The organism is Nonlabens dokdonensis DSW-6 (genome assembly GCF_000332115.1).
Lineage (GTDB): Bacteria > Bacteroidota > Bacteroidia > Flavobacteriales > Flavobacteriaceae > Nonlabens > Nonlabens dokdonensis.
In genome coordinates this window covers 3,502,944-3,522,283 of sequence record NC_020156.1, presented here as the reverse complement: position 1 = coordinate 3,522,283, position 19,340 = coordinate 3,502,944, and the positions used below count along the sequence as shown (strand labels likewise).

22 protein-coding genes are annotated in these 19,340 nt (G+C 34.3%); 11 read left to right on the top strand and 11 right to left on the bottom strand.

Annotated features, from left to right (window positions below; genetic code table 11):
* Positions 1-133: 133 nt before the first annotated feature.
* From DDD_RS15530 to DDD_RS15510, 5 genes are all read right to left on the bottom strand, one after another.
* Positions 134-1,000, bottom strand: a complete 867-nt coding sequence (locus tag DDD_RS15530; protein WP_015363902.1) for a nucleoside phosphorylase — start codon at positions 998-1,000, stop codon at positions 134-136.
* Between the two features lies 1 nt (position 1,001).
* The gene (locus tag DDD_RS15525) at positions 1,002-1,400 is read right to left on the bottom strand and encodes a Rid family detoxifying hydrolase (RefSeq protein WP_015363901.1); all 399 of its coding nucleotides are present in this window, start codon (positions 1,398-1,400) and stop codon (positions 1,002-1,004) included.
* A 125-nt stretch (positions 1,401-1,525) separates the two neighbouring features.
* A complete protein-coding gene (locus DDD_RS15520) occupies positions 1,526-2,647 on the bottom strand; it encodes a peptidylprolyl isomerase (protein WP_015363900.1) in 1,122 nt (373 codons plus the stop codon).
* Positions 2,648-2,676: 29 nt separating this feature from the next.
* Entirely contained in the window at positions 2,677-3,237 is a 561-nt protein-coding gene (gene gldI / locus DDD_RS15515; RefSeq protein WP_015363899.1) for a gliding motility-associated peptidyl-prolyl isomerase GldI, read from the bottom strand.
* Positions 3,221-4,246 (bottom strand): DHH family phosphoesterase, encoded by a 1,026-nt coding sequence (locus DDD_RS15510; RefSeq protein ID WP_015363898.1) that lies wholly within the window; start codon positions 4,244-4,246, stop codon positions 3,221-3,223. Before DDD_RS15510 ends, gldI begins: the two co-directional genes overlap by 17 nt.
* Positions 4,247-4,439: 193 nt before the next feature.
* Between DDD_RS15510 and DDD_RS15505 the strand changes: the two genes are divergently transcribed.
* Positions 4,440-4,859 (top strand): nucleoside-diphosphate kinase, encoded by a 420-nt coding sequence (locus DDD_RS15505; RefSeq protein ID WP_015363897.1) that lies wholly within the window; start codon positions 4,440-4,442, stop codon positions 4,857-4,859.
* Between the two features lie 204 nt (positions 4,860-5,063).
* On the opposite strand, the gene DDD_RS15500 is transcribed toward DDD_RS15505, so the two are convergent.
* Entirely contained in the window at positions 5,064-5,579 is a 516-nt protein-coding gene (locus DDD_RS15500; protein WP_015363896.1) for a hypothetical protein, read from the bottom strand.
* A gap of 349 nt (positions 5,580-5,928) precedes the next feature.
* Here DDD_RS15500 and rpmH point away from each other — a divergent pair, with 349 nt between their 5' ends.
* The 6 genes from rpmH (at position 5,929) to DDD_RS15470 (ending at position 12,773) form a co-directional block, all read left to right on the top strand.
* On the top strand, positions 5,929-6,093 hold the full coding sequence (gene rpmH, locus DDD_RS15495) for a 50S ribosomal protein L34 (protein ID WP_015363895.1): 165 nt from the start codon (positions 5,929-5,931) through the stop codon (positions 6,091-6,093).
* Between the two features lie 100 nt (positions 6,094-6,193).
* Positions 6,194-9,046, top strand: a complete 2,853-nt coding sequence (gene carB / locus DDD_RS15490; protein ID WP_015363894.1) for a carbamoyl-phosphate synthase large subunit — start codon at positions 6,194-6,196, stop codon at positions 9,044-9,046.
* 15 nt (positions 9,047-9,061) lie between these two features.
* Positions 9,062-9,667: an outer membrane beta-barrel protein gene (locus DDD_RS15485; protein ID WP_015363893.1), complete on the top strand. Its 606-nt coding sequence runs from the start codon at positions 9,062-9,064 to the stop codon at positions 9,665-9,667.
* A gap of 228 nt (positions 9,668-9,895) precedes the next feature.
* Positions 9,896-10,402 carry a hypothetical protein gene (locus tag DDD_RS15480; RefSeq protein WP_015363892.1) on the top strand — a complete coding sequence of 169 codons (507 nt, stop codon included), beginning with the start codon at positions 9,896-9,898 and terminating at the stop codon, positions 10,400-10,402.
* Positions 10,403-10,434: 32 nt separating this feature from the next.
* On the top strand, positions 10,435-11,019 hold the full coding sequence (locus tag DDD_RS15475; protein ID WP_015363891.1) for a hypothetical protein: 585 nt from the start codon (positions 10,435-10,437) through the stop codon (positions 11,017-11,019).
* Between the two features lie 227 nt (positions 11,020-11,246).
* Positions 11,247-12,773, top strand: a complete 1,527-nt coding sequence (locus DDD_RS15470) for a serine hydrolase (RefSeq protein WP_015363890.1) — start codon at positions 11,247-11,249, stop codon at positions 12,771-12,773.
* On the opposite strand, the gene DDD_RS15465 is transcribed toward DDD_RS15470, so the two are convergent.
* Both DDD_RS15465 and DDD_RS15460 read right to left on the bottom strand, forming a co-directional pair.
* Complete coding sequence (locus DDD_RS15465; protein WP_015363888.1) at positions 12,770-13,333, bottom strand: YceI family protein; 564 nt, start codon at positions 13,331-13,333, stop codon at positions 12,770-12,772. The two genes, DDD_RS15470 and DDD_RS15465, sit on opposite strands and share 4 nt — an antisense overlap.
* A gap of 5 nt (positions 13,334-13,338) precedes the next feature.
* Positions 13,339-13,695, bottom strand: coding sequence for a hypothetical protein (locus DDD_RS15460; RefSeq protein ID WP_111474758.1), 357 nt, complete (start codon positions 13,693-13,695; stop codon positions 13,339-13,341).
* Positions 13,696-13,769: 74 nt separating this feature from the next.
* Between DDD_RS15460 and DDD_RS15455 the strand changes: the two genes are divergently transcribed.
* From DDD_RS15455 to DDD_RS15445, 3 genes are read left to right on the top strand one after another with little or no spacing between them, the layout of a single operon-like run.
* On the top strand, positions 13,770-14,177 hold the full coding sequence (locus DDD_RS15455) for an OB-fold protein (RefSeq protein WP_015363886.1): 408 nt from the start codon (positions 13,770-13,772) through the stop codon (positions 14,175-14,177).
* A 6-nt stretch (positions 14,178-14,183) separates the two neighbouring features.
* On the top strand, positions 14,184-14,951 hold the full coding sequence (locus DDD_RS15450) for a choice-of-anchor V domain-containing protein (protein WP_015363885.1): 768 nt from the start codon (positions 14,184-14,186) through the stop codon (positions 14,949-14,951).
* Positions 14,952-15,000: 49 nt separating this feature from the next.
* Complete coding sequence (locus DDD_RS15445) at positions 15,001-15,846, top strand: DUF5777 family beta-barrel protein (protein ID WP_041567212.1); 846 nt, start codon at positions 15,001-15,003, stop codon at positions 15,844-15,846.
* Between the two features lie 91 nt (positions 15,847-15,937).
* Here DDD_RS15445 and DDD_RS15440 read toward each other — a convergent pair whose 3' ends face one another.
* On the bottom strand, positions 15,938-16,609 hold the full coding sequence (locus tag DDD_RS15440; RefSeq protein ID WP_015363882.1) for a hypothetical protein: 672 nt from the start codon (positions 16,607-16,609) through the stop codon (positions 15,938-15,940).
* A gap of 17 nt (positions 16,610-16,626) precedes the next feature.
* Positions 16,627-17,277, bottom strand: a complete 651-nt coding sequence (locus tag DDD_RS15435; protein ID WP_015363881.1) for a hypothetical protein — start codon at positions 17,275-17,277, stop codon at positions 16,627-16,629.
* 101 nt (positions 17,278-17,378) lie between these two features.
* Between DDD_RS15435 and DDD_RS15430 the strand changes: the two genes are divergently transcribed.
* Positions 17,379-18,713: an aspartate kinase gene (locus DDD_RS15430; protein ID WP_015363880.1), complete on the top strand. Its 1,335-nt coding sequence runs from the start codon at positions 17,379-17,381 to the stop codon at positions 18,711-18,713.
* On the opposite strand, the gene DDD_RS15425 is transcribed toward DDD_RS15430, so the two are convergent.
* The gene (locus DDD_RS15425) at positions 18,710-19,255 is read right to left on the bottom strand and encodes an acyl-CoA thioesterase (RefSeq protein WP_015363879.1); all 546 of its coding nucleotides are present in this window, start codon (positions 19,253-19,255) and stop codon (positions 18,710-18,712) included. The two genes, DDD_RS15430 and DDD_RS15425, sit on opposite strands and share 4 nt — an antisense overlap.
* Positions 19,256-19,340: the final 85 nt, after the last annotated feature.

Genomic DNA, 19,340 nt, shown 5'->3' with positions numbered 1-19,340 from the left:
CACATTTACTAACTCGTATAGATAAAGCGACGTTAAAAAAACATTATTTGTTTAAGTGTTGCGCTTAATACGTTCATTTTTAAAGACAAAATATTAAGGAATCTTCTTTGTAATACTACTTCAAATTTTCACTTTATGCAACTAGACAGTCCAACGTGAACTTGATTAATTTCTCGACTGTATCCTTCGGTTTATCAGAAAACTCACCGGTTGCTCTATTTGCCAAAATTGCATTGAGTGATACTGCTCTATGGCCTAAAAGAGAAGCCATGGCGTAAATACCAGCGGTTTCCATTTCCAGGTTTGTTATTTTGCTTCCTTCATAGTTGAAATCTGCAATTTGTGAATTGAGATCTTTTTCTGCTGGTTCTAATCGTATTTTGCGACTTTGAGGTCCATAGAATCCTACGTTTGTTATGGTATTACCATTTTGCATTTCTATGGTTTGGAATTTCTTTGCTAAGTCTTTGTTGCAGGAAACTACATAAGGTGCAGCATGAACATTTGATCTTTTTATTTGTTGAGATACCGCTTTCGCGAAAGCGAGATCACCACCATCACTATCATACCAGTGCATCAAACTGTCAAAACCGATACCTCGTTGAGACAATAAAAAGCTATCTACAGGAATATCACTTTGAACAGCACCACTTGTTCCCACTCTAACAATATCAAGTTGGGTAAGCTCTTTTTTAACTTCTCTCGTGTTAAAATCTACATTGACCAATGCATCTAACTCATTGAAAACAATATCGATATTATCGGTACCAATTCCAGTAGAAATAACACTGATGCGTTTATTTTTATAAATTCCAGTATGTGTATGGAATTCTCTTTTTCCTACTTTGAGCTCTATAACATCAAAGTGTTTTGAAATCTCCTTCACACGCTCAGGATCTCCTACAGTGATAATGGTCTGGGCTAGTTGATATGGCTTCAAATTTAGATGGTAAATACTTCCATCTGGATTTATGATTAATTCTGAATTTGCTATGGGCATATTATAACTCTAGTTTTGCGATGAGTGAAATCTCCACGTTAACGTACTTAGGCAAGTTAGCCACTTCTACAGTTTCTCTTGCGGGAGCTGTACTTTCATTAAAATAGCTACCATATACTTCATTTACTATGGAGAAGTTATTCATATCACTTAAGAAAATTGTCGTTTTAAGGACATGTTCAAAAGTCATTCCTACCTGACTCAATAAACTGTTTAAATGTTTCATTACTAAGTGTGTCTCTTCTTTAAGATCCTCGATTTTTAATTCTCCTGTTTGAGGATCCATAGCAATCTGACCGCTTGTGTAAAGCGTAGCTTCATAATCGTTTTTATAATAGACAGCTTGATTATAAGGTCCTATAGGTTTAGGAGCAAGATCTGTATAAATAATTCTTTTCATAATTCTTAGTTATCATGTAATGTAATTAATCTACTCATTTTTAAAAGCCCAAGTGTGTCGAGCCGTTGTAAATGAAAAAAGTGTGTCACGGGATGTAACACACTTTTTTTAACTTAATTAAAATTTTATTGTTTGTCGTTTAATTTCATCTCAAAAACAAGATCAGTATTAGGAGGAATTACTCCACCTGCACCGCGCTCTCCATAAGCTAATCCTGATGGAATAAAAGCTACAATTTCATCGCCATAATCCATACTCAACATCGCATCTTTAAAACCTTGAACCATTCCTACTGAAGGACTATATTGTAATGGAAGTGGTTTATATGCATTCATTTTTACCTTTTGCATATTTACATTATCAAATTGTTCAGCAACTTCAAGGATAGAAGAATCAAATAATTTACCGCTTTCAAAGTAGCCACTATAATCTAAAAGTACTTGTGCATTATTTTCTGGTGTACCGCCTTCTCCTTTCTTTTTTACATATACCATCACATCACTATTAGGTAATTTGATAGCCTTGCTTTTGTATTCAGCAAGTTCTTTAGCTTTTTGCTCCGTTACTTCTGCAAGTTTTCTGGCTTTTTCTTCTTTTTTTAGTTTTGAAGCTTCTTGACCATCTAAGAAAGTTTGTACAGCATCCCATTTTCTAGCCTCTTTACCTTTTCTTATGATAGAGATCTTTTTCATAATCATGGAATCAACAGGCCGTGTTTGATTTACAGGAGTCAATGCAATGGAGTCAATCACTTCTAATCCCTTAATTACCTTACCAAAAACATTGTAACGCATGTCAAGATCAGGACTTTCCTTATGCATAATAAAAAATTGACTTCCATTAGTATCAGGTCCACTGTTTGCGGTAGATAATACTCCTTTTGCATCATGCTTTAAGGTATCGTTTACTTCTTGATCATATTTATAACCTACATCTCCAGATCCAGTTCCTGTCATGTCTCCTCCTTGAATCATAAAATCTTTCATTACTCTATGAAAAATCAAACCATCATAGAAAGGTTTCCCTTTGAGAGTATCATTTACTAAAGGATGTTTCCCTTCAGCCAAAGCAACAAAGTTTGCACTAGTCACTGGTGCTGCTTCATAGTACAATTCTGCAAACATGGTTCCTTTATTTGTTTCAATTTCTGCGTAGATTCCATCTGCTACATCAGGATATTTATCCTCGCATGAAGACGCCATAAGTACTAGGGCTAAGATGGCTAGGAGTCCGTGAATTTTTCTCATTTTACTTTTTTATTTTAATTATAATTGATTTATTTTTCTTCTAAATTGATTCCTAATAATTTAACTCGGCTTTTGAAAGGAGTATTTGCGCCTATTCTATTATTATCACCATAATAACCGTAAGCTGCATAGGAAGGGAAATACACTATCATTTCATCACCGGTTTTCATTAATTTCAAAGATGCTCGCATGCCCCTGAAAATTCCATATTCTTGATCAAGACTTTTCGTAATAGGTGACAATTCTTCTTTTGTGTAAATGGTGTCTCCATTTAAAGCGACCGCATCATATTCAAAAGTAACACGATCTCCAAATTTGGGAAAGTCTCCATTTGTAGAATCTTTTCTGATAAATGTATAGTAAAAACCATTTGCACTACGTTGATAGGTTCTTGTAGTGTCTATGGTTTCTAGAATCTTTTCAATAGCTTTTTCTTCGGCGGCATACCTTTTCTTATTATCTTCAATAGACTGCTCTATTGTAGAACTAGACGAGTTTGTGATAGGTTTTCTAGGCTCTACTTTATTAGAACAACCTGGAAGCAAAACCAACACAAAAACGATTTTCACTGCGTTATATAACCACTGCATGGAGCTCATTTTCATAAGTAGGCAAGATACTAATTAATTTGTTCACCGTTTCCTCCATAGAGAGTTCAGATTTACCACCAGCAGCGTTTTGATGACCACCGCCATCCCAGTTTTCACGAGCCATTTTGTTCACGTCAAAATCTCCTTTTGATCTCAAGGAAGTTTTAATAATTGATTCGCTAGCTTTTTCAATAAAAATTTGAGCAAAAACGATTCCGTCTAAGCTTAACGCATAATTCACAAACCCTTCGGTATCTCCTTTTCTAAAGTTATTATCGTCTAACTCTTTTTGAGAAAGTGTGATATAAGCCGTACGGTATTTTTCTAATATTACTAAGTTACTCAAAGCGACACCTAGAAGTTTCATTCTAGAAGGAGTGTTGACATCATAAATCTTTCGATTTATGTCTTCACTATTAGCTCCATTGTCTACAAGATGAGCAGCAACTCGTAAAGTTGTAGAAGTAGTAGATTTATACTTAAAACTCCCGGTATCGGTTAATATCCCTGTATACATAGCGGTAGCCATCTCAGGAGTTATTTTGTCAGTGTCTTCCATCATATCAAGAAAATGATATATCATTTCACAAGTAGAGCTCATAGACGTATCGCTATACATATAAGTAGCAAAGTCATCTGGTTGCTGGTGATGATCGATCATTACAAAAGTGGAAGTTGCTTCTTCAAGTGCTTTTTCCATCATTCCTGCTCGATGAAATGCATTATGGTCAAGATTAAAAATAAGATCTGCTTCTTGTAACAATGTATCTGCTTTTAATTGATCTTGCTCATAATTAATGAATAGGTCGCTGTATTCCATCCATTTGAGAAATAACGGAAAGTCATTTGGACTGACCATTGCAACATGATGTCCCGATTGAATAAGGTATCCGTACAAAGCCGTAACAGATCCTACAGCGTCCCCATCAGGATTTTTATGAGGCACAATTACTATTTTCTTTGGGCTAGAAAGCTCTTTTTTTAAATTTAGAATTTGTTCTTCATTCATAGGGTAGCAAATGTAGTTATTTACTCATTATTTAGAATAGGTTAGAGCGTTGAGTTTTTTGAATTGTAATTTTGTGGAATTCATTCATAATTTAAACGTTTTCTATGATATGATCATAAAAAACAGTCAGTAACGAGATCGTAAACGTAGTAAAAGACTTATTTTTGCAGCGCATTTTAAAAAAGATATAAAAATGGCAACTAATAGAACATTTACAATGATTAAGCCTGACGGCGTTGAAGACGGTCACACAGGTGCTATACTTGAAAAGATTACAGCAAGCGGTTTTAGAATCGTAGCTCTTAAAAAAACACAAATGACTGTTGCTGATGCTCAGGAATTTTATGCAGTTCACAACGAGCGTCCGTTTTTTGGTGAATTAGTAGAGTTTATGACTAGAGGTCCTATAGTTGCTGCAGTTTTAGAGAAAGAAAATGCTGTTGCAGATTTCCGTACTTTAATTGGTGCAACAAACCCAGCAGATGCTGCTGATGGTACCATCAGAAAGATGTTTGCAAAAAGCATGGGAGAAAATGCTGTTCACGGTAGTGATAGTGATGAAAATGCAGCAATTGAAAGCGCATTTCATTTCTCAGGTCGTGAAATGTTTTAAGGAATAATTATTTTAATTTATTTACAAATCAGCTTTTTGCTATTTGAAAATAATTTTACAAAAAAGCTCAATGTTTTATAACCATTGAGCTTTTTTTTAATCTTTATCAGTTACTCGATTCATGATCAGTAACAACAAAGCCCGATCGTAAGATCGGGCTTTCCTATTATTTAGATTGTAAAGTTGATTTATATGACCTAGATTTTAAATCTTTTTCATTTGCTGCTTCATCATTTTGATTTGATCGTTTAGCATCCCGTGTTTGTCCAGCTTTTTTGCTTCAGCGAGAAGCATAGTTGCTTCCCTTTTACGCCTTTTCATCATAGATATTCCAGCAAGATTAAGTTTTGCAACAGCCAAATCTTGATCCATAGAAAGTCCTAATGAGATCGCTTTTTTAAAGTACTTCTCTGCTTTAGTCATGTTTTCCTGTGAAATCATTAGTCCGTGAAGGTAGTTGTAATATCCCTGTTGCTTTTGAACTAAAGCGGTTTCTGGATTTGAAATTTTGTCCAGCCATTTTTTTGCTCCTGGAAAATCTTGTTTTCTTAATTTCCAAAATGCTAGAAGTATCAACTCGTTTTTAAAATATAAAAAGATAAATATACCAGAAAAGAGAATTAAGAAAATTCCTGTCATGATCTCATTCCTAGTAAATTGATATATAGCATAGGCTACTATTAAAGCAGTAATAACTAATTTGATATTCTTGTTGAACATTATAAGGTGTATTTTAAAGTTTGCAAAGATAAGTATTTAGTAGGTTTTAGGTTATAGTCACAGACACAGTTTTTAGTTAGGATAAGGCCAGTTCTTTACTCACAACCTTCATAAATCTAAGTATGTTGTAATTTCAAAACTTTACAATGTGCCAGAGCATTTACTACCATGAAAAAACGACTGCAGGATAATGAGCCAGTAAATACCTTTTTCACTAAGTTGTATTGCAGTAAATTATTTTCAAAAAATATTTAATTAGCTATTGTAGGTAAAATAAGAACTGTTATATTTGCAGCCGATTAAAAATTAAGGTTCAAACCTTTTTATATACTGATACAGATTTCAAGCTATGGCACAGAAAAGAACATACCAACCAAGTAAAAGAAAAAGAAGAAACAAGCACGGTTTCAGAGAGCGCATGGCTTCTGTGAGCGGTCGTAAGGTTCTTGCACGTCGAAGAGCAAAAGGACGTAAAAAACTATCTGTTTCTACTGAAAGAAGACACAAACGATAATGTTCAATTATTGTTAATATATAAGGCGTTAATTCTTAGAATTGACGCCTTTTTTTGTATCCAAAAACACGATATTTAAGCTCCTGAAAAACAACCCATAATGCCAAAAAGAAAAGACCTCAAATCCGTATTATTAATCGGTAGTGGACCTATTATAATCGGTCAAGCATGTGAATTTGATTATGCTGGCTCACAATCATTAAGATCATTAAGAGAAGAAGGAATTGAAACCATCTTAATCAATTCTAATCCAGCAACGATCATGACAGATCCTAGCATGGCAGATCATGTGTACCTTTTACCTCTTACCACAAACTCCTTAAGGGAAATCCTTTCAGAGCATCCTCAAATTGATGCGGTTTTACCTACCATGGGTGGACAGACGGCATTAAATCTATGTATTGAAGCTCAAGAAAAAGGAATATGGCAAGATCATAATGTTGATTTAATAGGAGTAGATATAGACGCTATCAATATTACTGAGGATAGAGAAAAATTCAGAGAACTAATGGGTAAAATAGGAGTAGGAATGGCTCCTCAAGCTACAGCTACTTCGTTCTTGAAGGGTAAAGAAATTGCTCAAGAATTTGGTTTTCCTTTATGTATACGTTCTTCATTTACACTCGGTGGTGCTGGAGCAGCCATTGTTCATAAAGAAGAAGACTATGACGAGTTACTGACTTTGGGTCTTGAGGTTTCTCCCATTCATGAAGTTATGATTGACAAAGCATTATTAGGCTGGAAAGAATATGAGTTAGAATTGCTTCGTGATAAAAATGATAATGTCGTAATCATTTGTACTATAGAAAATATGGATCCTATGGGAATCCATACAGGAGATTCCATAACAGTAGCTCCAGCAATGACATTGTCAGATCGCACCTTTCAAAAAATGCGCGATATGGCCATTCATATGATGCGTAGTATAGGAGAATTTGAAGGTGGTTGTAATGTACAATTTGCCGTAAGTCCCGACGAAAAAGAAGATATTATAGCGATTGAAATCAATCCTCGTGTATCTCGATCTTCTGCCTTAGCGAGTAAAGCAACCGGTTACCCAATTGCAAAAGTAGCCACTAAATTAGCTCTAGGTTATACGCTTGATGAGTTAAATAATCAAATTACTGGAAATACGTCTGCACTTTTTGAACCTACATTAGACTATGTAATTGTTAAAATCCCTCGATGGAATTTTGATAAATTTGAAGGGTCTGACCGTACTTTAGGTCTTCAGATGAAAGCTGTAGGAGAGGTTATGGGAATAGGTCGTTCTTTCCAAGAAGCACTGCATAAAGCAACTCAATCTTTGGAAATAAAGCGCAATGGTCTAGGCGCAGATGGGAAAGGTTATACCGATTACAATCAGGTAATTGAAAAGCTTACTAACGCAAGTTGGGATCGTGTCTTTGCCTTGTATGATGCGGTTGCAATGGGAATCTCGTTAAACCGTATCCACGATATCACTAAAATAGACATGTGGTACTTGAAACAGTTTGAAGAACTCTTCTTGCTAGAAAAAGAGATAGAGAAGTATGATGTAGGCACGCTTTCGCGAAAGCTACTACTAGAAGCTAAACAAAAGGGATTTGCAGATCGTCAAATCGCGCATATGCTAGGATGTCTGGAGTCAGAAGTGTATAACTTACGTGAGGAAATGAACGTAAATCGAGTTTATAAACTCGTTGATACTTGTGCAGCAGAATTTACTGCAAACACACCTTATTATTATTCCACTTTTGAAGCAGATATTGAAACAGCAGATGGGAAGCGCCACGTTCAGAATGAGAGCATCGTTTCTGATAAAAAGAAAGTAATTGTTTTAGGATCTGGTCCTAATAGGATAGGTCAAGGGATTGAATTTGATTACTGTTGTGTGCATGGAGTTTATGCGGCGCAAGAATGTGGTTATGAAACCATCATGATCAATTGTAATCCAGAAACAGTTTCAACTGATTTTGATACGGCAGATAAATTGTATTTCGAGCCAGTTTTCTGGGAACATATTTATGACATCATACGTCATGAAAAGCCAGAAGGAGTAATCGTTCAATTAGGTGGTCAGACGGCATTAAAGCTTGCGGAAAAACTTGATCGCTATGGAATAAAAATTATGGGAACCAGCTACAAAGCGCTGGATCTTGCAGAAGATAGAGGAGAGTTTTCTAGAATGTTACAAGAAAATAATATCCCTTATCCAGAATTTGCTACTGCGACAACACCAGCAGAAGCTCTTGCCGCCGCAGATAAATTAGACTTTCCTATTCTTGTAAGACCTTCTTATGTTTTAGGTGGGCAAGGAATGAAAATCGTGATTAATAAAGATGAGTTAGAAGAGCATGTGGTAGATATTCTAAGGAAAATACCTAATAATGTACTACTTCTTGATCATTATCTCGATGGAGCGATAGAAGCAGAGGCTGACGCTATTTGTGATGGAGAGAATGTTTACATCATAGGGATAATGGAGCATATTGAGCCTTGCGGTGTTCACTCTGGAGATTCCAATGCTTTGTTACCACCGTTTACATTAGGTGATTTGGTGATGCAACAAATAAAGGATCACACTAAAAGAATTGCTCTTGCCTTAGAAACAGTAGGATTAATTAATATCCAGTTTGCCGTGAAGGACGATAAAGTTTATATTATTGAGGCAAATCCGCGTGCGTCGCGTACGGTTCCTTTTATCGCAAAAGCTTACGGTGAACCTTATGTGAACTATGCTACTAAAATAATGTTAGGTCATAATAAAGTAACAGATTTTGACTTTAACCCTAAGTTAGACGGTTATGCCATCAAGCAACCGGTATTTTCATTTAACAAATTCCCTAACGTTGATAAACGTCTAGGGCCAGAAATGAAATCTACTGGAGAAAGTATTTTATTTATAGATAGTTTAAAAGACGATGCGTTTTACGATTTGTATTCGAGACGTAGAATGTATTTGAGTAAGTAAATTATTAGAAATAATATGAAGAAGCTATTATTAATTAGTTTAGTTTTTGCTTTTGTTATTCAAGCAAGTGCTCAATTAGAGTATGGAGTAACTGCCGGTATTAACAGCTCTAGATTTTCTAATGAATTTGAAACCATTAATGGTTCTTATTTTAATTTAAATGATCCTGGAATAAGTTTAGGTGGATATGCTAATTACTCAATAAATGAAACGATTAGTTTATACGGGAAATTTCAATATATTCAAATTGGTGACCGTAAAAATGACGACAGAAGAGACCGTGTGTCTATCGATAATGTGGACTATAGATTAAGCTATTTATCGATACCTTTAAATGTTAAGTTTTTCAATAAATTTTATGTTTTTTTAGGGCCACAGGTAAATGTTTTACTAGACTACAAAACAAATAACTATGATTTTGGTGATCCAGAAAGTGCGTTAGATTTAGGAGCTAATCTTGGATTTGGTTATGATTTTGGTAGAATACGAGTAGAAAGCTTTTTTTATCAAGGTTTTACTAATTTATTTGAATTTGGTCCTGCTTTTAGAGGTGATTCCGGTCTGAATGTTAGAAATACCTACATCAATTTTAATGTGTCGTATTCAATTTTTGAAGAATAGCAACCTTTAAGTTGGTTAAATTTATTAAATCAATGGTGCAGTTAACGACGTTGGTTAATATTTTTAAACAGAAATACCTCTAAAAATTAGTATTTTTTAGAGGGTTTTTAGTCTTATTCAATTTAGAACAATCTTATTATTTGTTAATTTTTTTAGGAGATTATTAAAACTTAAAATTAAATAGTTAAAAAATGTATAAATTCACAGTTAACAAGCTTAAGATTAAAAATGACATTTTCTGAAATAGTTAATAACATACTTACCACTACAAGCGATCGCTTAAAGAATCCTTTTATTGGATCGTTCTTAATATCTTGGATTGTATTTAACTGGAAAACAATAAGTTACTTTATTTTTTCAAATGATATTATAAAGGAAAAAATTATCTTTATTGATGAAAACTATGTCAGTTGGTGGAGTAATTTAATAATTCCGTTATTGGTAGCTACATTTTACCTAGTTGCTCTACCTTTTCTAATGTACGGTTTTGACTTTTCAACAAAATGGTCAAATACTAAGCGTAAAGATTTGTTAAATGAATTACAAATTGCAGATTACGGTCGTAAAATTAAAGTTGCGCAAAAAGACTTTGATTTAGAACAAGAGAGATCTGGTAAGCTTAGTACTAAATCTTTAAATGATAAGATTGAAGTTTTAAGAAATGAAATTGAGGTAAAAGACAATAGTATAAACGCTTTATCAGAGGATGTAAATAAGTATGCTGATAGAATATAGCCGAGGTTACAAAGGAACTTTCTAAAAGAACTTTGGATTTTTCAAAAATACAAGAGAAAAATATTAATTTAGAAGAGGCTAATTCCAACTTGAATGCCGAGGTGATAAAAAGCTATGCTGATTTAAAAAACAACAAAATTGAAAAGTCTAGTTTAAGAAATCGGAGGGACGAAACAATTTCTGAACTGAATATGTTAAAAGAACAAATGAAATTTATTACAGATCATTTTAGGGTTGAGAACGCTACATCATTAACAGAAGCAATCAAAAACGATGAGCTAAAGAATCTTATTAGATTTAACCACTCAAATAATCAAAATAATATAAATAACGATGAACAAATAGAATGGTATCGTGAATGGACTGTTTATAAAAAAGAAGAAGGGTTTTTAACAGAATTTATTAAAGTGGTAAGCTACATTGAACGAGAAGATTTCAAAAGAACAAAATATAATAGTGCTTTAATAAAATTATTTTTATCTCGACAAATAATACAAAGTTCTGAACACCAAAACGGATCGTCTAAAAAAATAGAATATAGCTTAACTAATAAAGGGTTTTATTATCTACATCTTTACTTAATAGGGCTTACTTCGGATGATATTGACCATGGCTAAAAGTTGTGTTCCTAGGTATTTTAAACACGATGTTTCTTACAATGTGTATTCTAGATCTAGGCTGTTTTTATGCAGATAAGATGAATAAAAATTGTTAGCCTATGTTGCCTTAAATAGTATATACCTTCACTATTTTAATTACTTAAGCAAAGTAACTTCGTTTTTGTAAGGTTGTACACTTTCGCGAAAGCGAAACAACCACTATCTTCATACCATAAATCAAACTCATGAAAAAAGTTCTGTTTCTTTCGGTATTATTCATCTCTACGGCTTTATTTGCACAAAAAGTTGACTATAAAAAATTAGATAAATACATCTCACAAACTCAAAAGGACTGGAATATTCCTGGATTGAGTGTTGCTGTAGTTAAAGATGGCAAGATTGTTTTTGAACGTGGTTATGGTAAAATGAATGTAAACGAAAGTCGTACACCAGACGAGCATACGCTTTATGCTATTGCTAGTAATACAAAGGCTTTTACAGCTGCTATTATTGCTCAACTAGTTGAAGAAGGAAAAATTAATTGGAAAGATAAGGTACAAGATTATTTACCCTACTTTGACGTTTATGATCCAGCGATTAGTAGAATGGTAACTATTGAGGATTTATTAAGTCATAATGTAGGATTAGGGACTTTTTCTGGCGATGCCATATGGTATAAAAGCGATTTGACTACCGAAGAAATTGTAAAACGAATTAAATATTTTAAACCAGCTTACGAATTTAGAGATGGTTATGGCTATTCTAACCTTATGTTTATCACGGCTGGAGACCTTATTGAAAAAGTAACTGGTAAAAGTTTTAAAGCTAATGTCACAGAGCGTTTTCTACAACCTCTAGAAATGGATCGTACCGTGGTAAGTGTAAACGATTTTGGTTCAAACACAAATGTTGCGACGCCTCACGGATTGAAAGATGGTAAAAATTATGCGATACCATATGTGGCTTGGGATAACGTTCAATCTACTGGAGGAATTATTTCTAGTGTTCATGATATGAGTAAATGGATGATTTTTAATATGAATCATGGCGTTACTTCACAAAACGATACCTTATTTAATACCAATAGTCGCAATAGAATGTGGAACATCAATAATTCTTTTGGTACTGATCAGGTAAATCGCAACAGTGCAGGAATGCATTATTCTGGTTATGGTCTAGGATGGTTTATAGGAGATTATCACGGTCATTATAGAGTAAGACACGGCGGTGGTTATGATGGAATGATATCTACTGTACAAATGTTACCTGACGAAAACCTAGGTGTAGTAGTTCTAACTAATGGAGTCAAGGCTCCGACTAACGCAATTGCCTATTATATTTTTGATCGGTTTTTAGGTAGGGATCAAAAAGACTGGAGTAAAGAAATGCTTAAAGGTTATGACGACTGGAAAAAAGGCGATACACGAATCGCAGATAAAAAAGCAAAGCAAGTTCAAAATACGGTACCATCTTTACCAAAGGAACAAATAACAGGTACTTATTATACACCAGCCTATGGAAATTTTTATGTAAAAGAAGCGGATGGTAAGTTAAAATTGACTTGGGAACACAGTCCTTTGCTCAGTAGTACGTTGAAGCATTTTAATTACGATGCCTATGAAATTGTGTGGGATCATCCACAAGTATGGTTTAGTTTCGGAACAGTAGAATTTGAGAAAGATGCATATAATAATGTTACAGGGATTTCTTTTGATATTCCAAACGATGACTTTTTAATGCATGAATTGAATGCAAAAAAAGTAATGGACTAATAGTCTTTAAATAATTCGGCATTAACGTTTACTAAGACTTCATCTGCAATTTTATCGGAAACTATTTTTGGAATTACGATATTATAATCTTGTGGCCTGATGATGAAATTGGAACTTATAATAATACTTTTGCCTGTTCTATTTACATTAACTGGTATGGAAATGATTTGAGTTACTCCATGCAGTTTTAGTGTTCCATCTAAAATATATGTTTTAGAAAAGTTTTGAGTAATTGCTGTTGCTTTAAATCCTGATAATTTTCCTTTTATAACGGCTTTAGGAAATTCATCGCTTTCTAAGTAGTTTTCATTAAAATGTTCTTGCATCAGTGCTACTGGAAAACGAAATCCATTCACAAGAGCTAAAGCAGCGATATTACCTGAGTTAACATCTAACACTATAGTCGTGCTTTTATTTACGGCCTCTATAGGTTCAAAAGTACCTACAGAAGCTTTGAAAGCAACTGTTCCTGTGCGAGTTTGAAATCTTTCTGTAATATTATCAGATGAACTATTAGATATTAATAGCAAAGACAGAATGGAAAATAGGATAGTTTTCATAAGTTTTAGTTTTCTAGATAACCATCTGTTTGCCATTGCAAAATCAGGTTGATACTATTTTGGGGCAGTTGACCTCCTTGAGGCATCAATAATGGATCACCAACACTTCTTGTTATACGATCAATAACGTTACCATTTTCTGTCGCATCTCTAAACTGGCTATAAGAACTGTAACTATTATTTCCAGATGAAAAATTATCGTTGTGACAAGATAAACATTGACTTTGAACAATAGGAAAAACGTCTGTTGTATATTTTACAGTTTCAGTAATAGGAGTATCATCAATAAGGTCTTCTGGGCTTGTTTCACTACAAGAAACTGACAAAATGATTGAAAATAAAAGTATTGTAATCTTTTTCATAAAGCAATATAATTCATAAATATCAACAATACTGTGATATTTATAGTTTAAATTTACTCATACTTTGTTTTTTCATGAAGAAAATTGTATCTGTAATAATACTTCTATTCCTGTTTATTTTCATAGCAGGTTACCTCTATTTGTACCAAGACCACAGAGATGTAAACGCAACAGTTGCCACAAACTCCTTTAACTCTAGCGAACTATTAAGCATATTTCAAGATGCAGATATCGAGAACGACAAAGAAATCTTAGACCAAGTAATTTTGATAACTGGAGTGGCTACTAGTAAATCTGCCTATACAGTTACTTTAGACGATAAAATTTTCATCGAATTTAATCATAAAGATGATGAGACTTTTAAATATATATTTAAAGTTAACGAGACATACACCATTAAAGGACGTTGCCTGGGATATGATGATCTTTTAGAAGAAGTAAAAATGGATCAAGCTATATTAGAAAATGAGAACCCTAAATAAAATGAAATGAAAAAAAATTACCCTTTTTACAGCATATTAACAGCAATCCCAATTGCTCTATTTGCATTAGTAGCTTTTACTGGTGGACAACCAGGCCAGTTTTCTGGATCGCCAGGTGATGGCGGTAGTACCTGTACAAATTGTCACGCACCTGGAGCAAATCATGGTGGGACACCAGCTTTAACTAATGTACCGACTGCCTATGCAGCTGGTCAAACCTATAATTTAAACCTTGCTATTAATGGTTCTTCCGTTTCTAAATTTGGCTTCAATATCACTGCAGAAACAGCTGGTGGAACAAAAGTAGGAAGCTGGACCGCTGGTACAGGAACACGTTTAAGGTCAGATAGTAATGGATTAACTCATAATAGTTCAGGAAGTGCTAGTAATAACTGGAACCTTTCTTGGACAGCTCCAGCATCGGACTTAGGTGATGTGACCTTTTACTACGCAACTATTCAGGCAAATAACGCAAATGGTAATGGCGGTGATCAAATGGTTTCTGGTCAGTCTAACGCCATACTTACAAATGAAGAAGCGATCATCAGTTCTTTTAAGCTTTTCCCTACGCACGCAGTTAGTGATATCAATATAGAACTTGCACATTCTGAAGATGGAGAATTACTTATCTATAATATGAGCGGTCAACCGGTGTTGCGCAGTAAAATAGGAAGACAAAATCAAATTGATGTATCCTCACTTTCTACTGGAGTCTATATAAGTCAAGTACTTGTAGATGATAAAATTTCTACACAGAAATTTATAAAGAAATAAATATTAATCTTTATTGAAAGCCGCTCCATCAGGCGGCTTTTTTGTTATTATGAAATATCTATATACCATATTATTTGCATTACTCGCATCCATTGCAGTTGCTCAAGAAGACCTACTGGAAGGAATAGAAATAGAAGAAGACAACGAGGTAACATCTACCTGGAAATCGCTAAAAGTGGTCAACTTTGAAACCACTAAGTTAGTCGCTCCCAAGGAACTTCAAGTAGTTATATCGCACCGTTTTGGTAGTGTAGAGAATGGGATAGACGATCTATTTGGCCTTGATAATGCAGTAACTAGATTTCAATTTGTTTATGGATTAACTGACTGGATGCATATAGAAGCGAGTCGTAGTGGTTTTAATAAAACCTATCAATTGGCTTCAAAATTTAAACTAAAACGTCAAGAAAAAGAAGGCTTCCCTTTCTCAATAGCATTATTTACTGCCATTGATGCAAATACAGATTTAGACGACGCAATTTTTCCAAAATTAGAATTTGTCGATCGATTGGGCTACACGGCTCAATTAATCATCGCTAGAAAAATATCCAAGAGATTATCAGCCCAAATAAGTCCTACATTTTTTCATCAAAACTTTGTTCCTTTTGATCCTCAAGATAATACGCAGTATGCTTTAGGTATAGGTGCACGTTACAAATTGACAAATCGATGGAGTCTCAATGCAGATTATGGAGCTCATTTGAATAGAGCAGACGGTAGTCCTTTCGTTAACCCACTAAGTATAGGTGTAGATCTAGAAACTGGTGGACACGTGTTTCAAATGCATTTCACAAATGCGCAACCTATGCTTACTAATGGTTTCTTAAGTCAAGGCACTGGCGATTGGTTGGATGGCAGGTTTTACTTTGGGTTCAATCTAGTACGCGTATTTTAGAGTGAAAATTTGCTTTTTTATTCCGCTTTCGCGAAAGCGGGATTTTAAACAACAACTAAAATAATTACTGCTTGTAACAGTATAGCCTGTATTAGCGGTTGTACGTTTCGCGCCGTTTTTCATTTTGGTTCTTCCATTCTACTACAACTTCATTCTCATCAGCTGTTACAATTTCTATACAATTTCTTATACTAGTGATAGCACCAGAACATTCTTTATTCTCAAATTCCTTTAATCTCCTTTCATTTCCATTTCGCAAGTCATATAGAAAAGTTTTTACATGATCAGAATGTTCATCCTTAATATATAGGAAAACCTCTTGTTTTTCATCTACATCGACAAAAGTTCCTTCTACGATTTCGTTTCCTGTTCGTTTCTCGATTAGTTGAAATAAATTCGGATTTCCAGAGCCATAAGACTGAACAAAAAGAAAATGGTTTTTGAAATCTGCACCTATGTAACCTAAATTCTTAGAAAGCGATGGGTAGGACGTCTCATTTAGTTTTTGTATTGTAGTTTCGCCCTTCATTAAAGTAAGGGACTGTGCTAAACTTTTTTCGTTTGATTTTTCATATACATCAAATCTTAAGTGATATCCATTAGTCAAAAGGGTATCGAAATCGTAAATTTTCAATGAGGTTTCCTCGTTCGTCTGAATAAGTTTTCCTGAAGGTGTTAAACTTTCTTCAGGTTTGTTTTTCTGTACAGAGTCGTTACAACTACAAAGAAAAGTAAGAATAAATATTCGGAAGATTATTTTCATAGTATAAATGCTAACTCTTAATTACCTAGCTTTTTAATGGCAGAAAATGCCTTATCAACAGCATGATCTTCTACTAAAACGCTAAACTCATTAGTCGTGGAAATGACTTCATGTAAGGAAATACCTTCCCAAGCAAAGCGCTTGAAAATCTGATAGTATAAACCTGGTATTTGAGTATTATTAGTAGGTAAAGCAAGGCTTATGGCACATAAATTATCTTGCATACTGGTCATGGTTTCGTTCTTAAATTCACTTAAAATGTGTTCCTTTTCACTTGTAGAGATCACCAAATTACTTTCATGAACCCCTCTAGAAAAACCATAGAAAACATTAGGATTTATGGTTTCTAAAACCTTGCTATGATTCAAGATTAAGGTATTAGAATTTTTAAAAGTAAAATCAGTCAGGCTAGATCTAACGGTAATATCTCCGAGATTCTTTAATATCGATTTTAAATTGTTAGAATGCCTTAAATCTTTGGGTGGATGATAGCGTCTTAAAGCCATCATAATTGCCCCAGTTTTAACAGGCTTTCTAAGCATCTCACTGATAGTATTTTGCAATTCTTCTGCAAGCGCAGAGAAGTTAATAATCCGTCTGGAAAGTGCTTCTTCAAGAAATGGTTGTGTGACAAGAATCTCTTCAACACAATCTGCAACTGTTTTCATGTTGTTAACTATTTAACAAGTTGTGTAAAATTACATTAATTTTATTAATCTTTTCAATTTGTGCCATTCGCAAGTGTATGTTTGCGCAAAAATTGATTTAAATGCTAGTTCAAAAATTTGGTGGTACATCAGTAGGTTCTGTAAAAAACATGAATCATGTAAAAAATATTATTGCAGACGGCTCTAAGAAAGTAGTAGTACTATCTGCCATGTCAGGAACGACAAATGCCTTAGTAGAACTATCAGAATATATACGAGAGCAAAAAGTAGAAGCAGCTTTTGAGCTCATTAATGAATTACACCATGAATATCTAGTAACCATAAATCAATTACTTCAGAATCATGAATTAGCAATTGAAACCCAAAATTATGTAAGCGCAGTTTTTGAGGATTTAAAAAAGCTAGTTGATTTAGATCATACAGAGTTGATCTATAATAAAATTGTAGCTCAAGGAGAATTGCTTTCTACTTTTTTGTTTAGTAGGTTTTTGATTCAAGAAGGAATTAATGCAGCATTACTTCCTGCACTTGATTTTATGCGAGTAGATAACAATAATGAACCAGATGCATTCTATATCAAACAGAACCTTCAACGGATTCTAAACGATAATAACGAAATAGATATTTTTATTACACAAGGTTTTATTTGCCTTGATGTTCAAGGGCAAATCTCCAACTTACAGCGTGGTGGAAGTGATTACACTGCTTCAATAATAGGAGCTGCAATCAAAGCAGAAGAAGTACAGATCTGGACAGATATTGATGGTTTCCATAATAACGATCCACGTTTTGTTGAAAATACTACAGCTATTTCTCAGATTTCTTTTGATGAAGCGGCAGAGCTGGCTTATTTCGGAGCAAAAATTTTACATCCACAAACGGTGATGCCAGTACGAGCTCTTAATATTCCTGTGCGATTAAAAAACACCTTGTCGCCAGATTCTTTTGGAACATTAATTACACAAGAGGTTCACGGAGAAGGGATTAAAGCTATAGCTGCTAAAGATGGTATTTATGCCATAAAAATTAAATCTGCTAGAATGCTTCAGGCGCATGGTTTTCTTAAACGTGTATTTGAAGTTTTTGAAAAATACGAGACGCCTATAGATATGGTGACCACTTCAGAAATTGCGGTTTCACTTACCATTGATAATGCATTGTATTTAGATGCTATTGTTCAAGATTTAGAAAAAATAGCCACTGTGGAAGTAGATGAGGCTATGAGCATCGTTTGTCTGGTAGGTAATAATATTATTTACCATCATGACACGCCACGTTTATTTCAAATTCTGCAGGATGTATCTGTAAGGATGATAGCCTATGGCGGTAGTAATAACAACATATCGCTACTTATCAACACAGCAGATAAAAAAGAGACTTTACGCAAACTTCAAGGTTATGTGTTTGAATCGCAGGAAGAACTGGTAGAATTTTAAAGGTTGATCTCCACCTTATATTTCTTTAATTGTTCCCTGTATTTAGGATCGGAGAAATTAGCAGCTGCAATTTCAGAATTACTGTGCTGTTTGATTTCTTTTCGTTTGATGGCTCTAGCAAATCTTCTAACATGAGTTTCACTACTTATTTTAAGTCCAGGAACTGGAACCGTGTTTCCATTTTCATCCTTGGCAACCATCGTTAAAAACGAAGAATTACAGTGTTTTGTAACTCCAGTTTGAATATTTTCTGCATCCACACGTATTCCTACAACTATAGAAGAGTTACCAACGTAGTTGACCGAGGCTCTGAGTGTAAGCATTTCGCCTACTTCAATAGGTGCTAGAAAATCAACCACATCTACGCTAGCCGTGACGCAGTAATTCCCACAATGTTTTGACGCACAAGCAAATGCTATTTGATCAATGAGAGATAATACGTAACCACCATGAATTTTGCCCGAAAAATTTGCATGTGACGGTAACATGAGCAAGGATAACATTACTCTGGACTGTTCTGGAGATTTGAATTGGTCTTTCATTTTGAATAGTTAAAAGTAGATATTGTTATTCTCGCTTTCGCCCTGAGCTACCTCATGATAAACTTCTATTTAGAAATAAAATAGA

Bases quoted from the DNA above. Each gene is read 5' to 3' on its own strand.
- DDD_RS15530 (WP_015363902.1), bottom strand. From the start codon at position 1,000: ATGCCCATAGCAAATTCAGAATTAATCATAAATCCAGATGGAAGTATT.
- DDD_RS15525 (WP_015363901.1), bottom strand. From the start codon at position 1,400: ATGAAAAGAATTATTTATACAGATCTTGCTCCTAAACCTATAGGACCT.
- DDD_RS15520 (WP_015363900.1), bottom strand. From the start codon at position 2,647: ATGAGAAAAATTCACGGACTCCTAGCCATCTTAGCCCTAGTACTTATG.
- gldI (WP_015363899.1), bottom strand. From the start codon at position 3,237: ATGCAGTGGTTATATAACGCAGTGAAAATCGTTTTTGTGTTGGTTTTG.
- DDD_RS15510 (WP_015363898.1), bottom strand. From the start codon at position 4,246: ATGAATGAAGAACAAATTCTAAATTTAAAAAAAGAGCTTTCTAGCCCA.
- DDD_RS15505 (WP_015363897.1), top strand. From the start codon at position 4,440: ATGGCAACTAATAGAACATTTACAATGATTAAGCCTGACGGCGTTGAA.
- DDD_RS15500 (WP_015363896.1), bottom strand. From the start codon at position 5,579: ATGTTCAACAAGAATATCAAATTAGTTATTACTGCTTTAATAGTAGCC.
- rpmH (WP_015363895.1), top strand. From the start codon at position 5,929: ATGGCACAGAAAAGAACATACCAACCAAGTAAAAGAAAAAGAAGAAAC.
- carB (WP_015363894.1), top strand. From the start codon at position 6,194: ATGCCAAAAAGAAAAGACCTCAAATCCGTATTATTAATCGGTAGTGGA.
- DDD_RS15485 (WP_015363893.1), top strand. From the start codon at position 9,062: ATGAAGAAGCTATTATTAATTAGTTTAGTTTTTGCTTTTGTTATTCAA.
- DDD_RS15480 (WP_015363892.1), top strand. From the start codon at position 9,896: ATGACATTTTCTGAAATAGTTAATAACATACTTACCACTACAAGCGAT.
- DDD_RS15470 (WP_015363890.1), top strand. From the start codon at position 11,247: ATGAAAAAAGTTCTGTTTCTTTCGGTATTATTCATCTCTACGGCTTTA.
- DDD_RS15465 (WP_015363888.1), bottom strand. From the start codon at position 13,333: ATGAAAACTATCCTATTTTCCATTCTGTCTTTGCTATTAATATCTAAT.
- DDD_RS15460 (WP_111474758.1), bottom strand. From the start codon at position 13,695: ATGAAAAAGATTACAATACTTTTATTTTCAATCATTTTGTCAGTTTCT.
- DDD_RS15455 (WP_015363886.1), top strand. From the start codon at position 13,770: ATGAAGAAAATTGTATCTGTAATAATACTTCTATTCCTGTTTATTTTC.
- DDD_RS15450 (WP_015363885.1), top strand. From the start codon at position 14,184: ATGAAAAAAAATTACCCTTTTTACAGCATATTAACAGCAATCCCAATT.
- DDD_RS15445 (WP_041567212.1), top strand. From the start codon at position 15,001: ATGAAATATCTATATACCATATTATTTGCATTACTCGCATCCATTGCA.
- DDD_RS15440 (WP_015363882.1), bottom strand. From the start codon at position 16,609: ATGAAAATAATCTTCCGAATATTTATTCTTACTTTTCTTTGTAGTTGT.
- DDD_RS15435 (WP_015363881.1), bottom strand. From the start codon at position 17,277: ATGAAAACAGTTGCAGATTGTGTTGAAGAGATTCTTGTCACACAACCA.
- DDD_RS15430 (WP_015363880.1), top strand. From the start codon at position 17,379: ATGCTAGTTCAAAAATTTGGTGGTACATCAGTAGGTTCTGTAAAAAAC.
- DDD_RS15425 (WP_015363879.1), bottom strand. From the start codon at position 19,255: ATGAAAGACCAATTCAAATCTCCAGAACAGTCCAGAGTAATGTTATCC.